The 15,002-nt window shown below is 34.4% G+C and carries 12 protein-coding genes; 5 read left to right on the top strand and 7 right to left on the bottom strand.

Annotated features, from left to right (window positions below):
* Window positions 1–63: 63 nt before the first annotated feature.
* Window positions 64–1,863, bottom strand: coding sequence for a S9 family peptidase (locus ACIQ1H_RS06440; protein ID WP_402887408.1), 1,800 nt, complete (start codon window positions 1,861–1,863; stop codon window positions 64–66).
* A 286-nt stretch (window positions 1,864–2,149) separates the two neighbouring features.
* Here ACIQ1H_RS06440 and ACIQ1H_RS06435 point away from each other — a divergent pair, with 286 nt between their 5' ends.
* The gene (locus ACIQ1H_RS06435) at window positions 2,150–2,356 is read left to right on the top strand and encodes a hypothetical protein (protein ID WP_402887406.1); all 207 of its coding nucleotides are present in this window, start codon (window positions 2,150–2,152) and stop codon (window positions 2,354–2,356) included.
* A 203-nt stretch (window positions 2,357–2,559) separates the two neighbouring features.
* Here ACIQ1H_RS06435 and ACIQ1H_RS06430 read toward each other — a convergent pair whose 3' ends face one another.
* From ACIQ1H_RS06430 to ACIQ1H_RS06405, 6 genes are all read right to left on the bottom strand, one after another.
* Window positions 2,560–2,907 carry a hypothetical protein gene (locus ACIQ1H_RS06430; RefSeq protein ID WP_402887404.1) on the bottom strand — a complete coding sequence of 116 codons (348 nt, stop codon included), beginning with the start codon at window positions 2,905–2,907 and terminating at the stop codon, window positions 2,560–2,562.
* A 628-nt stretch (window positions 2,908–3,535) separates the two neighbouring features.
* Window positions 3,536–4,552, bottom strand: a complete 1,017-nt coding sequence (gene adhP / locus ACIQ1H_RS06425; RefSeq protein ID WP_402887402.1) for an alcohol dehydrogenase AdhP — start codon at window positions 4,550–4,552, stop codon at window positions 3,536–3,538.
* A gap of 339 nt (window positions 4,553–4,891) precedes the next feature.
* Entirely contained in the window at window positions 4,892–5,881 is a 990-nt protein-coding gene (locus ACIQ1H_RS06420; protein WP_402887400.1) for a DUF4179 domain-containing protein, read from the bottom strand.
* On the bottom strand, window positions 5,878–6,417 hold the full coding sequence (locus ACIQ1H_RS06415) for a sigma-70 family RNA polymerase sigma factor (protein WP_402887398.1): 540 nt from the start codon (window positions 6,415–6,417) through the stop codon (window positions 5,878–5,880). The genes ACIQ1H_RS06420 and ACIQ1H_RS06415 overlap by 4 nt, the downstream gene beginning before the upstream one ends.
* A gap of 236 nt (window positions 6,418–6,653) precedes the next feature.
* The gene (locus tag ACIQ1H_RS06410; RefSeq protein ID WP_402887396.1) at window positions 6,654–7,151 is read right to left on the bottom strand and encodes a DinB family protein; all 498 of its coding nucleotides are present in this window, start codon (window positions 7,149–7,151) and stop codon (window positions 6,654–6,656) included.
* A gap of 220 nt (window positions 7,152–7,371) precedes the next feature.
* Entirely contained in the window at window positions 7,372–9,351 is a 1,980-nt protein-coding gene (locus ACIQ1H_RS06405; protein WP_402887394.1) for a cation:proton antiporter, read from the bottom strand.
* A gap of 586 nt (window positions 9,352–9,937) precedes the next feature.
* Here ACIQ1H_RS06405 and ACIQ1H_RS06400 point away from each other — a divergent pair.
* The 4 genes from ACIQ1H_RS06400 (at window position 9,938) to ACIQ1H_RS06385 (ending at window position 14,912) form a co-directional block, all read left to right on the top strand.
* On the top strand, window positions 9,938–11,203 hold the full coding sequence (locus ACIQ1H_RS06400; protein ID WP_402887392.1) for a stalk domain-containing protein: 1,266 nt from the start codon (window positions 9,938–9,940) through the stop codon (window positions 11,201–11,203).
* An 80-nt stretch (window positions 11,204–11,283) separates the two neighbouring features.
* Window positions 11,284–13,074 carry a DUF4127 family protein gene (locus ACIQ1H_RS06395; protein ID WP_402887391.1) on the top strand — a complete coding sequence of 597 codons (1,791 nt, stop codon included), beginning with the start codon at window positions 11,284–11,286 and terminating at the stop codon, window positions 13,072–13,074.
* A 320-nt stretch (window positions 13,075–13,394) separates the two neighbouring features.
* On the top strand, window positions 13,395–14,144 hold the full coding sequence (locus ACIQ1H_RS06390; protein ID WP_402887389.1) for a glycosyltransferase: 750 nt from the start codon (window positions 13,395–13,397) through the stop codon (window positions 14,142–14,144).
* A gap of 387 nt (window positions 14,145–14,531) precedes the next feature.
* Window positions 14,532–14,912, top strand: a complete 381-nt coding sequence (locus tag ACIQ1H_RS06385) for a hypothetical protein (RefSeq protein WP_402887387.1) — start codon at window positions 14,532–14,534, stop codon at window positions 14,910–14,912.
* Window positions 14,913–15,002: the final 90 nt, after the last annotated feature.

The following is a 15,002-nucleotide window of genomic DNA, read 5'->3' as shown; positions in this document are numbered from 1 at the left end:
CAATAGTAGAACCTAGTCTTTTTTATATTTTAAGAAAGAATTTTTGAATCTCTTTTCTGTTAATTATGCTTTTACTTTAGATTCAACGAATTGATTTAAAAATGAAAGAATTTTTTGATAAACAGCAATTTCATTTTCTTTTTTAGAGAACCCATGTCCTTCGTCTTCAAGAAGCATGTACTCGACATCACGACCTTTATCTTTTAAAGCTTGCACGATTTGATCAGACTCCTCTTTCACAACTCGTGGGTCATTCGCTCCTTGGATAACTAGCATTGGCTTCACCATCGTTTCTAGATACGTAAATGGTGAGTATTCAATAAGCTTTTGCTTGTCTCGTTCAGGGTTTCCTACCCATCTGTCCATAATTGGCTTCCAGTCCTCAGGAACCGAGTTGATAAATGAAAACAAATCAGATGGACCAAATATATCTACTACGGCTTTGAAATATTCAGCATGTCTACCGTGAAGCAATAAGGCCATGTACCCTCCATAACTTCCGCCCATCAATAAAATATTGCCTTTTTCCGCGTAGTCATTATTTATGAGCCAGTCGAGACCTGCTACATTATCAAGGCGTGGACCGTGTCCCCAATCTCCTTCTACCATTTTCGTGAAAGCCAATCCATAGCCTGTTGACCCACGGAAATTCGGAGCAAAGATACTATACCCATTTTTTAAAAAGAATTGGAAGGAAGCTCTAAAAAATTTACGCTCGGCAGCTTGCGGACCACCATGTGGCCAAAAGATGATTTCTCCATTATCATTTTCCTTTTTAGCTTTGAAAAATAAGGCCTCTATTTCAAGTCCGTCAAAGGAAGAATAAGTAACCACATCTGGCTCAACTAATTCACTTGGACTTACACCTGGCACTGTGTATTCCGTTAAAGCTGTCCATCTATTTTCCTTAAATTGATAAATATTATGTGGCGTCGTAGCACTTCGTCCTAACAAATACAAACTACCTGATTTATTAACGATAAGTTTTTCTATGACACTGCATGGTGAAGTTAGTTCTTCCCAATTATTCAGTCGTAAATCATACATGTATAAATGATCTTCTACACCTTTTTCACTGATTACATACAAGTACTGATTTTCTTTGTTATATTTCAACCTAGTAAAGCTTTCATTCTCAAAATCTTTCAATTTTACAAATTCGTTTGTCTCTAAATTATACGAAGCCAAATACGTAAAATCAGCATCATAATTCGTTAATAAATAGATGAGTTCATCGGATACAAACACTGCGTCACTAACCGTATGTTGCTGATTTGTTGGCGGTGTCAGGAGAATATGTTCCTCTCCTCGTTTAGCGTATAGTAATGTATACGTATTCGAGAAATGTTTATAGTAGAGGGCTACCTTTTCATTCGGGCTAAAATCGATTAAATAAGTGGGCGCATCTTCACCAATAAGAACCGTTTCTTCCTCACCTGTCACCAAGTCATAAACATATGCATTTAAATACAAAGGATTTCCTTTCGAAGATGTATAATAAAGCTTGTTCCCATCTTCGGATAAAATTGGCATGGAATTACGGGTACCTTCTTCATAAATAATCTTTTTCATTGTTCCACCTTGAAGTGGAATTCCATAAAATTGCGTATTTTCGTTCCCATTTTGGTCAAAACCAGCAATGATAAACCGTCCTTGTTTATCATAGAGAAGGCCTTGGCAGCTTTGGTCTATAAAAGTAAGCGGTGTCGGGAACGTATTTGGTAAATTCATGCCCCATAAATTATACTTTCCACTTAAATTTGTACTGAAAACTAGTTGTTTTTCATCTGGACTAACCGCAAAATCTCCAATCGAAAATGTTCTTAAAAACTGTTCTACATCTGGTTTAGAAAAAGATATCATAATGAAAACCTCCTACTTTTTTAAATTGAGCGAAAAGTCTATCTATTTATAAAATACCATTATTACTCTACAAAGTATAATACGTGGTAATAAGATATAAGAATGGCTTCTACATCTTCATATATGTATGTAACTTTTAAGTTATGAACATAAAAGATGGACTTTGTTGTTTTATTATTATGAAATTCTAATCTTCTTTCATTTTAAATTGTTAATGTTAGGTTATAAGCGAATTAATTATGGGAATATTAATATTCAACAAAAAAGAAGAAAGGAGATTGTCATTATGCTACAAAATTTCGAGGTAATTACACCGTTGTTTGAAGGAAATATCCACGAACGTTTTCAATTTAAAATAAATATTGAGGGGATTGATTATCGAGGAATCTATCATGATAAAGAAGTGCAATGGTTCCACCCACAACCTCATAGTAAAATTAACAAAGATCAACTTAAATCCATTGAAGCTTACGTTCATAATTTGAATAATTAACGTTTATTACACTTTCAAGCGTGGCTATCTAGTAGCTGCGTTTTTTATGTAAATTTATTGCTACTTAACCGAATATGTAAAATTTTTACACAAAATAAAAAAAGCTCATAACACTTTGGACTACTATTACCGAGAGGATAAAAGAATTCAATAAATAGCAAAAAGCATAAGCTTGTTACGCCTATGCTTTTCGCTTTTCAAAATTAATGTTCAGTCATCGTTATTCTTTTACAAGCTATTTTTGCTGCTGGAGTTCCAACGCCAGCCTCTAGTGCTGCATCTACTGAATCTCCCCAAGAACCACTGCTAGCCTTTATTTCGTTCCCAGCTGTCAAAACTCCCTCTGCTACAATTTCAATACACTCGAAATAGTCTGGATTAGGATTACTACCAAGATACTTTGCAGCTAGGTCGTCTGCTTTCTTTTGTATTGAAACTCGAGCTGGTTCAGCCAATGAGCTAAAAACACTCTCAGCTTGCCCACCAAAATATACAATTCCATCATTAATGTCTCGACCAGTACGAGGTGTTTCTCCCATTTCAGATGACATATTTAGTCCTCCCAAACCTTTAAATTTGAACTACTGAAGTTCATACATATTTTATCCAACGGAGATTGTTCTTATCCAACTGCTCATTCGTATTGGTTTATTAGGGTCCATCTTTTTTCCAAGGTACAACTCTTATGACTTTAATTCTAATTCAATAGCTGCCCTTATTGTAATATACTTCGCTTTTGTTACTATTTCAGGTATTTTTTAATTTGCTGCTTAAAAGGAAAAAAGCTTATTTAACGATCTACTATCTTTGAATGTTCCTATTGATGAAAATTGAAAAAAAGCTATAAATGGGTCTTCTATTTGTTGTTATAGTTTTAAGTGTTAGTGTATTTTGGGTAACTAAATATAATAGAGAAGCAGGTTCTGATGTTGTCGAAGATAATAGTGAAGTATCTATGACATCAAAGACTAGAGATTTATCTTTACATGCATATTTCAAATTATAGATTGAAGTCAAAGTGAAAACCAAAGTAGGCTGACTCTGACTTCAGTCTTTTTTTACAACCCGCATAGCATAGTCAGTAAGTTAAGCACAAAAAAGCACCTCCCTCGATTGCTGAATCGAATTGGAAGTGCCTCGTTGATTAAATATATTTAAGAGCTAAGTTAAACAACTCAATTATTTTGTAAAATCAATAACCATACGGCCTGTAATTTTACCTTGTTCCATTTCTTCCATGATTTCATTAATTTCTTCGATTTTACGTAATGTTACTTTTGGAACTACTTTACCTTCTGCAGCAAATTGGAATGCTTCTTGTAAGTCTTGACGAGTTCCTACCAATGTGCCAATTACTTGAATTCCGTCTAGTACTAAACGTGGGATATCTAAATCCATTTTATCTACAGGTAAACCAACTGCAACTACGCGTGCGCCAGCTTTTACAACATCAATAGCTTGGTTGAATGGCGTTTTAGCTACAGCTGTAATCACTGTTGCATCTAAACCTTTTCCATCTGTCAGTTCTTTCGCTTTTGTAACGGGGTCTTCATTTAATAAGTTAACAACTACGTCTGCCCCTACTTCTTTAGCAAACGCCAGTTTGTCATCATTTATATCAAATGCAATTACTTTTGCACCATAAACATGTTTCGCGTATTGTACAGCTAAGTTTCCTAGACCACCAATACCAAAAATCCCTATCCATTGTCCAGGACGGATATTAGACACTTTCACAGCTTTATAAGTTGTTACACCAGCACACGTTACAGAAGAAGCAGCTGCTGGATCTAAGTTATCAGGAACTTTTACAGCATAATCAGCTGATACGATAACTTGTTCTGCCATCGCACCATCAACTGTGTACCCTGCATTTTTAACATCACGACATAATGTTTCACGACCTGTCGTACAATATTCACAGTGACCACAGCTCTCATACATCCATGCGATTGATACACGGTCACCAACTTTTAATGAAGTAACACCTTCAGCAATTTCAATAACTTTACCAATACCTTCGTGTCCTAGAACAATCCCAGTGACATCACCAAAATCGGCATTTTTAACGTGTAGGTCTGTATGACATACACCACAATATTCTGTTTGCACTAATGCTTCACCAGGCTGTAATGGTCTAAGTTGTTTCTCTTCTACACTTACTGTTTTGTCTTTCGTTACGACTGCTGCTTTCATAATTAAAATGCCTCCTTAAAAATAAGAAATTCATGTTAATTAACAAACGTGCATGCACTTAAATGTAGATCCATTTTCATTTTATTAAGGATTTTATTTGAATACAATATGTTTACATAAATTCGTAAAAAATGAGTCTAGCTTCTTAGAAAAATGCTATATTTTAAAATAATTTGAATATTTTATTAATTGAACAAAAGGTTGGTTTGTGATTTTATTTTACATTGCTATATCTACATTGGAATGCAAAAAAAACAACAGAAAAGTACGTTTATCGCACTTACATCATCATACCTCGTTAGCTTTATTAACTTTGTTCTAGTAATATGAAATTTAATGTTACTCAAGTGGAATTTGAATAATTGGTAATTGAATATCTTCCTTCTTTGCTAATGTTTTTTCATCAACAATTCGTATCGTCGGTGTAAGAATTAATGTTTGAATAGCAGTATCGGAAACGAATAATTCTATGTATCCATTTACTCGTCCAGAATCACTTTTAAAGCTTGATGTTCCTATATCCTCATAGACATTTCCTACATTATCTTTAATCTCAATCATTAAAAACTCAGTATTCCAATCTAGGTTACCCTCAAAATACAGCGCCGTTGCATATTTTCCCTTTGTTAATTGGTTAAACACTAACTGGTATTGTTCATTACCAAATGGAATGTTTAGCTTTTTTGAATGAGCTTTAGTTGGTGAAAGCTCTAATTGGTAAGCCCAGTCCCCTTCAATAAGGGTTGTATAGTCCATGCTTTTAAGTACTTCTGGGCTCCATTGTACACTAATTGTTTTATCGATCACTTCATCTGAAACTCTTGCCGTAAACATACCAATTAACGTATAATCATCTTTTTTAATAATCTGCTGACTTTGTACGTTTACAGTATTCCCATTCACTTCTAACTGTTCTAGCCAAAATAAGGGGTTTCCATTGATCGGTTTATCAAGTTTCATTTCATAACTTATCGATACGATGCTACCATCAAAAAAAGCTTCGGCTAATTCGATTGTAGAACCATTACTTTCATCTAGTTGATTAATAATTGTACCGTAGTCACTAAATACTTGTAATTGTGGACTGTTATTTACTTGGATTAATTGCTGAATAATTGGTAGACGGTCAGCCAATGCAGGTAGCCAAATTGTACTGCTCGTAACTATTATGGCTGTCATTGCAATAGCACTTAACCATTTGATTTTATTATTAGCACGTTTCTTTGATACACGTAAAATACGTTTCTCTATGTTCTTCATTTCCCAATCTGAGATTTCAACAGGTTCTATTTTATCAATATCGATTCGAATAAAGTCTTTTTCACTCATCTAGATACCTCCCAGCTCATCTCTTCTTTTAACTTAAGCTTGCCACGATATAAACGATTTTCGACGGCTGCTTTAGAAATATCAAATATCTCGGCTATTTCTCCATTGGAATAGCCCAAGTAATATTTCAGCAAAAAAATTTCCTGATCCGTTTTATTTAAGCCTAAAATTTTAATAAACAGTTGCTCTTTTTGAAGTTTTTCTTCTACGATACTTTCTGGTAAAGCATTTACACTTGATATTGATGGGAATAATTCTGTTGTTTTCGGCTTATTTTGAAGCGCTCGATATGTATCAATCGCTTTATATTTTGCAATAACACCTATCCATTTTTTAAAATCATCCTCATTACCAGTAAATTGATAGCTTTTTTGCCAAATGATATGAAAGACATCATTTATACATTCTTCAATCGCCGTTTGATTAGGTTGTAATACTTTTATGACAATCGCTTTAACATATCCTCCATATGCGTGAATTACTTCCCTTAAAACAAATTCATCCTTTTTGTGTAGCCGTTCAATTAATGCAAACATAAAGTGATACTTCCTCCTTTCTTTTCTACAAGTAATAACGAGCAAAAGATAGAATACTCTCATCTATTGTTTCCCGTTCAAATTGAGATGGATAAAAGTTTGAATACGTATGTTATGTAAAAAAAGCTCTTGATAAAGGAAAAAGAGTTGCATATGCAACTCTAATCATTAGGCATCGCTATCGCTTCAAGGAGACTACTAATAACGAAAAGTTTAAGAATATGCCCTTGTATAGCTCATTGAGCTTTGTCGTCAGCCGAAGGGCCATAGCTGCCTGGTATCGGTATATCAAGAAGGCGCAAGTATACCCCGAGTTGCGCACGGTGATGTACCATGTGACTTATACCAAACGTACGTAATGCAATTGCTCGTGAATCACGGTGAATGATATAATCACCTTGGCGTAGCGTCCATTCTTCACTAAGGGTTTGCTCGTCACATGCTGCAAGTAACTTTTCTAACTTGCCGACATTTGCATCGAACTCATCTAGAAAATCAGATCGTTTTTCGAGAGCTTCCCGCTGGAGCGGCACTTTAGAAAGATCTAGCTCTGGGTACTGAATAATGGCGATTTGCCAGTTCAGTAAGTTGATCAGGTGCGTAGAAAGCCCGCCAAGCGTCATAGATTTGTCATGCGGCTTCCATGTCATATGTTCCTCTGGCAATCGTTCTAGAATACGGCGTGTATTAGCCAGTTCTTGTGTAACGTCGCCGACAATTAATTGTATACTCATAAATGCCTCTCCTCCTTTTTTATTATCAGCATACTATAAATTCCATTTAACTGTAAATGTCCCCAATATATGTTTTTTCACTTTTAAATACTGCGCATTTGACTTAAAAAATAAAGAAAAACAAGCAACCATAATGAATGGATTGCTTGTTTATAAACTATATCGACCGTTCCTTAACATAGGTGAATTGCAAGACGTTGATATATTTTCTAGTTAATAATCACTCTTCTTCTTCGAGCAAAATCACACTTTCTAAATTAATGACAAATCTTCTTAGTTCTTTTGCGACTTCATTGTTTATATTCCCTGCTTGATACCATTCGTTTATAAGGCTTCTTTGCGCTTCAATTGCTATTAAAGCTAAATATTCTTTTGTTTCTTCTTTTTTTGAGGCATCCATTTTATAAGTAGCATATTGCATGTGACGATAGTACATCGCCACCTTTTGCGCAATATCAATGGAATGTTCATTCGTCTCTTGCACGTGGCTCACAATGGATGAAGATACATAGTCTGTCAAATCTTTCTTAACCTTATTTATTTGCTCTACAATATCGATAGGAAGTTTGCTTAATTTTCGTTCATGTATAAAATTACGTAGACGACGTTTTAATAAAGTAAATGAGCGGTTATTTAACATATCTTTTCTTTCTTTCAGTATATAGTTAATTTCCTGTTGAATTGTTTGATTAAATCCATGCTCAGTCATATATTGACGGGTATAAAATATTTCTAATTCCATCCCAACTTGCCTAGCTTCCAGTATTTTTTGCTTGTAAGTTTGAAGTATTGTCTCTGACTGTTCTAGTTCTATATTTAATAACATTGCGTTGTATTGATTTATTAAACTTAGTGCTACAGGAGCGTTTTCTTCATCCGTTTCAAGTTGAATACTTTGAATAGCATGTTCAATCATTTTTCGTTTTTCCTTCATCAAATTAGACTGTTGTATTGCTTCCTGTTTGTTTAATAAAGGTAAAAAGATCGTTGCAATGATTAGAGTGAATAATATTACACCTGCCGCTAAAAAGAGGAGTAATTGCCGCTCAGGGAAATTTTCTCCTTTTTCGGTTAGGAACGGTAACGATATAATCCCTACCATCGTAATCGTTCCACGAACTCCTACAAGTGTTGTTACAATATGATCTTTAAATGTTAAAGTATCTTCACTCTTAAATAGCTTTTTATCCAGAAGGTCGAAAAACATCGTCCAAATAAAGCGGATACCTAATACCATCACACCAATAACTACTACATAAAAAATAAGAACACTATTGTTTATTTCTTCACTAACGAGAATAAATTTTGTTGCAGTAGGCAGCATTAATCCAAGTAAAATAAATATAATGCCATTTAATGAGAATGTTAGGATAGACCATACATGTTGTGTTACTACATGTTCTTGTGCAATAACACTTTCAGCTTTTTCTTTAATAATGGTTGCAATAATGCCTCCTGCAACGACAGATATTACACCAGATGCGTGAAAAACTTCTTCAGATAGGAAAAATAAAATAAAAGGTGCTAGTACTTGTAGCAATACGTAAAATGTTACATCTATAATTCCTATGCGGCGTAATTGAAGGCGAATCCAAAACAGAAATAATGCACCGAATATCCCTATAAGTGCGCCTAAAAAGAACATGTACATAAAGTCAATTGTTGCTGATTTTATTGAAAAATAACCTGTTACAATCGCCGCAACGGCATATTTAAACGCAATCAATCCAGATGCATCATTGATTAATGATTCGCCTCGAACTAAATTCATGATATGTTCTGGAATATGAACGCGTTTAGCGATGCCGTTTACTGCGACTGGGTCAGTTGGCGATAAAATAGCCATTAATGCAAAGGCAGCTGCCAATGGAATTGAAGGAATCATCCAATGTACAAATATACCGCCAACAATCGTTGTTAACAATACTAAAACAATCGCATTACCTAAAATAGGTAACCGCATCTTCCATAATTGTTCTCGTGGAAAATGCGCTCCATCATAATAAAGTAACGGCGCAATAAACAATAATAAAAACCATTCTGATTCAATCTCGATAGAGAAATCTTTTGCTAGTATAGCAACGACAATACCAACTGCTATTTGAATAAGCGCAATTGGAATGAATGGAACATAATGTGCTAGCACATTTGTAACTAATAATAATACGAGGAGAAATAATATTGATATGAGAATTTCCATGTACAGACCCCTTTTTTGTATAGCATTCTAAATTTTTCACAATACCAACTTAATTAGAATGAATTAAATTCGTCTAGACTTATAAACTACCCCAAATTGTTCTTCTCTACTGCATAAATGTGTATATCAATTGTTAGCTTTTGAAAAATGACAGTGTTTACACTTATTTTTCCCATTACAATGTGTTTATAGCCGTTTCCTTGAGGGGAAGCGGCTTTTCTGTATAAAAACTGAGCTTTCGTATGATTTTGATATGTAAATTATTATGCAGTATACCCTGTTCGATAGATTTTTTTATTTGATGAGGGCTTGTGAAATGGCTGAATAAAACACAAATGTCGATGTGGAGTGAATAAATGGTAGATAATTTAAAATGAGGTAATTTTTAAAAGTAACGAAAAAATAGTGAAAAATAAATACTAATATAATAAAATTAATATTGTTGTAATTTACAATAGTACTAATCGCCCCCTTTCTTGGGTGTATTAGGAATGAATGAAAAAGGATGTTGGTTTATATTTCTCCTGTTTCGGGTATATGCCAGCGAGATAGTTAATTATGGAAAAAAAGGAGTGTGCTACAAATAATGCCGAAAAATCTTTCTAAAACTAATCCCCAATCTGCTATTAAAGGAATGGGTAAAAAATTTATATCCTCTTCTCTTGCTCTAGCAATTGGGTTTGGTCTTTTAAGTTCTGCAGAGAATGTTTATGCAGGAACTGCTTCTTCCCCAGATGTTTATGTAAATGGTAAACAAATTACGTTTACATCCGATTCTGCTCCAGAACTTTTGAACGGCACAACAATGGTACCGATATCACAAATTATCCCTTCGATGGGTGCTACAGTTGTTTATAATGGGGCAACTAAGGAAAGCACAATTACAGATAATGATGGTACGGTAATTAAGGTAACTGTAGGAAGTAAAACAGCTTATAAAAATGGGGTGCCATTTACACTGCCTCAAGCTCCTTATATAAAAGGTGGCAGAACAATGGTTCCAACTAGAACATTCTCTCAAGGCTTTAATAATACAGAAGTGAATTGGGATGGTTCGCCTAACTTTGTTGTAGGTATTGTGCATGATACGTTTAAATTTCCGATAATTATGTATCACAGCATAAGTTCAACTGCACCAACTGGTACTGGGTCAGGAGCAGAAATGCCGACTTCTCAATTTGCAGAGCAAATTGCTGCACTTAAAAATGCTGGATTTGATGGTATCTCATTTGACGAGTACCTAACATATAAAACGACTGGCAACTTACCTTCAGGCGTTGATAAGCCGATTATTATTACATTTGATGATGGCTATGAAAATAACTACACAGAAGCGTTCCCAATACTACAACAGTATGGTATGAAAGCAACAATGTTTGTCGTTACAAGTCAAATGGGACAAACTCCTGGTTCTTTAAAGCATTTTGATTGGAACCAAGCTCAAATAATGAAAAATTCAGGTTTAGTCGATATTCAGAGCCACACACATGATCTTCACAAAAAGCATGACGGAGTAACTGGCCCTGCCAGTCAAAGCTTACTTTCAGCACCATACTACAATGAAACTCAATCACAATATGAAGCTCGTATTAAAGCCGATTTACAGGCTTCCTATAATGCTATTAAGAACAACATAGGAATCGGCAATACACAAACCCTTGCTTACCCATATGGCCAAACGAATGCAACTGTTGAAAAAGTAGCATTAGAAGTAGGATTTGATTTAGCTCCTACAGTTAAATTTGGTGTTGCCTTTAAGGATTCTCCTAGACACCAACTAGACCGTATTACAGCTAATGAAGGCCAATCAGGCTCATCTTTATTAGCTGAAATTGATCAATATTCATATTAAACTACTTGTTTATAAAACGAAGGCTGATTTTTCATCAGTCTTTAATATTTATAATAAAAAACAACTAAGGAGCGTTTATTTTGAAAAATAACAAAATGAAAAAGGTTTTGGCTTCCGTTTTAGCAGCTGGACTCATCTTATCTAGTCTCCCTTTCTCAAAAGCGGAAGCAGCTATTCCTGAAGTAGCTAATCCAAATAAAACCGTTATGCTAGTGCCATTGGATGACAGACCTATGAACACGGATACGGTTAAAAAGGCAGCAGCAGCGGCTGGTATTAAATTAATCATGCCACCTAAAAGTATTATAGCTACTAGCTTACAAGAAGATTATACAGGGACTGGGTCACATGGCGGTGATGCCTCTGCAGTTATTCAATGGATTAAAGATAATGACCATTTAGCAGACGGATTTATCTTTTCTACTGATATGATTCACTCTGGTGGTTTAGTGGAATCAAGAAGCTTATCACCAGCGTACTCTACTTCCCAAGGAACTTCTAATCTAAATATTATTGATGAAATTGATAAGGCTTTCCCTAACAAACCGATTTATGTTTTTGATTCAGTAATGCGTTTTGCTTCTACCCTTGAGTATGAAGGTTTAACAGAGAAAGATTATGAAAACTTCCGTACATTTGGAAAAATACCTCGCAACCTTAATTCTTCAAGCCATGCGAATGTTAAAGCTAACTACGATGTTGCTTATGCTAAAGATAAACCAGCTGGAGGCGGAAAAATTCAATTTGCTAATATTTCTGAAGCAACCAAATCCAAATATTATGCAGCGAGAGCGAGAAAGTTTGATTTAAACAAGGTAGTTGTTGACAAAACAGCTGCTGGTAAAATTGATTATGCCGTTTTCGGTGTAGATGATTCAAATACATTAGAAAACACAGTACAAACAAATGAGATTAATTGGCTTACATGGCAACAGAATAACGTCTTAGGGGTTGCTAAATCAAGAATTGTATCTGATATTGACGGTATTTCATTAAACTTATTAGCTCGTATGACGAAAGAACTTTACAACCAGCCTTCTTTAAAATACTATGTTGAATATTTTGGAACTGACGGAAAAACAACCGTCATTAAAGATGAATATGCTTATGAGAATGTACACGCTACTTTAAAGAAACAAATTGAAATTAACGGTGGTACGTATGTAACCGATAAAAACTCAGCAGATGTTAGTATCCTAATTCTAAGTCCTGCTTCAATTTATCGCGGTGCCTTAGTTTCGGCTTATGAAAGCAATATGGTAAACAGTATACCTACAGTTGTGTTGGATTTTTATGGCGCTCATGCTGATAGTTATATTATGAGCAACATATTAGCAGGAACGAATGCTTCTCGTATGCTTGCGTATTCTGCTTGGAATACATTAGGAAATCGTATGGGCATTGCTTTAGGAACAGCAGGTGCAAGAATGAATTTTATGAAGTATGAAACTAATCCAACTAAACTAAGAGATGCTTCAAAAGCGTTTGCTTCTTTGTCAATTGACCGTATAATAGAAGATTATAGTTACAAATCGAATCGACAAGAAAATGTTAAAAATGAAATTGTAAATACGTATAAAGGTAACGAATGGAATATGAAAAGTGGTGTGCCTGGTCAGTCTAGTACGATGTCTGCTTCTCAAATAAAAGCTATAGATAATTTCATGCTAACTCAAATGCAAGCAGCCCAAAATGAGATTGTCAAATCTTTTTCTGGCCGACGTGTTATTGAAAAAATTTATGGACCACGAAGCTTAGGTTTAGTATTCTTTAGTTCTGCGCCTACATTAACTGATTCAGATGTAAGTCTTCCTTGGAATCGTTACTTTGAAGCACAAATAGACACTGGAGCATCTAATTTATACGATTAAATATAATGAAGAGCCTTATTACATTTAAGTGTAGTAAGGCTTTTTTTATGCGTCACTTATTACAAAAGCAACATGTCTCCGCTTCTCCATCCGTCTCCCCTTATTTAGTAGTTATGAAAAGCGTTTACTCCCCTTTGATAGAATCACTCGTGCAGAATAAGCGCGTAGCAAGTTCCCCGCTTCCAATAGAAAAATGCTTAATAAGCTATTAAACATGAATATGTCTAAAAAAATATTCAATTCCATTAGTTCATACAATTCAGTAAGAAAAGATTTATTAATAAGGATGTAAAAATTACTTTATAGAAAGGAGCGATGTTGTGAACAGTGAAAAGGCTAATTTTTCAGAAGATATAAGGATTTCAGTTGTTATACCCGCTCATAATGAAGAAAAGTACATTGGAAAATGCTTAGAATCCATAATAGAAGCTTCCAAATTATTAAAAGATCAAGTTGAAATCATTGTTGTGTTAAATCGATGTACAGACCGAACAGAAGAAATTGCTAAAACGTATCACTGTATAACATTAAAAAATAATGATAAAAACCTATCGAAAATTAGAAACGCTGGAATTGAAATCGCTAGAGGTGAAATTATCGTTACAATTGATGCGGATACGCAAATGAATGCACATGTATTGTCTAAAGCCGTGGACAACTTAATGACTGGAAAGTACATTGGTGGTGGCGTTACAGGGAAATTTGAAAGAATGTCTTTAGGAATTTTTGTTTCAACTTTGTTATTAATTGGGCCACTACTCTTTAAATATGGAGCAATTTCAGTCGGTATCTTTTGGTGTTATAAAAAAGATTATAAATCCATTAGTGGATTTAATGAAAATATGCTTATGGCGGAAGATGCAGATTTTGCAAAACGATTAAAAGTGTGGGGAAAAAAGAATGGGAAAAAATACGGGACGATTCAAAATGGCATGATAACGTCAAGTAGAAAGTTTGATAAACATGGCGACTGGATTTTACTAAAACGGCCGAAAATCATTTTAGCTTATCTAAAAGGAACAGACCATAAATATGCGGATGAAGCCTATTATGAAAATCATGATAGATAACAAAATACGATTGCTTAAACGAATAATCGCGTGAGGCTATGGTAAATCTTCTTAATGACAAGTGTCTACCAATCCGCTCCAACAACTCTATATTTTTGTGCTTCCATGTAATATTCGTGTTTTGCTCAATAGACTCTGTCTCCAGCTTGTGAGCAAAGCGCATTTTCAGTTATTTTACACGAACATTAAATTGGTTTTTGATTATAATAATTCGTGTTTTTCTTTTAATCGTTTGTTTAATCATCTTTTATCCGATGTTGCAAAAGATTATGCCCTTCTTTGCTGATTTTTAATATACATGAACAATGCAGGTGTTTTATAAAAATGTGAAGAAGTTATAAATATGGGTATATATAGTATAGTGGAACGAAAAAGAGGTGAAGCAAGGTGAACATAAAAAAAGGTATTATATTAATGATTTGTTCTTTATGGCTAGTAGCTTGTAACGATACGAAGGAATCTACAACAATTGAAATTCAAGAACTGATTAATTTCGAAAATGTTAAACCTGATACACTCCAAACAATATCCGATGCGAAAGATATTAAAATAATAGAGAAAACAATAAAAAAAGCAAGAGAATTTGGTGAGGTAGACAATGAAATCGTTCCGCAATATAAGATAAAAATTAATGATGACGAATACTACTTATGGATAGACCAAACAGTTACAGGTACAATAGCAAACGTAAACGAACGAAATATGTTTTACAATATACTAGCTACCGATGAATTTAAAGAAGCGATACATTACCCGAATGACAAATAAATTTTAAAAAAAGCCTTTCTATAGTAAAAATTAGAAAGGCTCTTTACATTGCGTATAGTTTATCGTTGCTGCCTTTAAATACTTTGTATC

This window comes from Lysinibacillus sp. NPDC097279 (assembly GCF_044761745.1).
In the GTDB taxonomy this organism is placed as follows: domain Bacteria; phylum Bacillota; class Bacilli; order Bacillales_A; family Planococcaceae; genus Lysinibacillus.
Note: the sequence above shows the minus strand (reverse complement) of the source record. Positions and strands in the feature narration are given on the sequence as shown.

Bases quoted from the DNA above. Each gene is read 5' to 3' on its own strand.
- ACIQ1H_RS06430 (WP_402887404.1), bottom strand. From the start codon at position 2,907: ATGTCATCTGAAATGGGAGAAACACCTCGTACTGGTCGAGACATTAAT.
- ACIQ1H_RS06435 (WP_402887406.1), top strand. From the start codon at position 2,150: ATGCTACAAAATTTCGAGGTAATTACACCGTTGTTTGAAGGAAATATC.
- ACIQ1H_RS06410 (WP_402887396.1), bottom strand. From the start codon at position 7,151: ATGAGTATACAATTAATTGTCGGCGACGTTACACAAGAACTGGCTAAT.
- ACIQ1H_RS06420 (WP_402887400.1), bottom strand. From the start codon at position 5,881: ATGAGTGAAAAAGACTTTATTCGAATCGATATTGATAAAATAGAACCT.
- ACIQ1H_RS06405 (WP_402887394.1), bottom strand. From the start codon at position 9,351: ATGGAAATTCTCATATCAATATTATTTCTCCTCGTATTATTATTAGTT.
- ACIQ1H_RS06440 (WP_402887408.1), bottom strand. From the start codon at position 1,863: ATGATATCTTTTTCTAAACCAGATGTAGAACAGTTTTTAAGAACATTT.
- adhP (WP_402887402.1), bottom strand. From the start codon at position 4,552: ATGAAAGCAGCAGTCGTAACGAAAGACAAAACAGTAAGTGTAGAAGAG.
- ACIQ1H_RS06415 (WP_402887398.1), bottom strand. From the start codon at position 6,417: ATGTTTGCATTAATTGAACGGCTACACAAAAAGGATGAATTTGTTTTA.
- ACIQ1H_RS06400 (WP_402887392.1), top strand. From the start codon at position 9,938: ATGCCGAAAAATCTTTCTAAAACTAATCCCCAATCTGCTATTAAAGGA.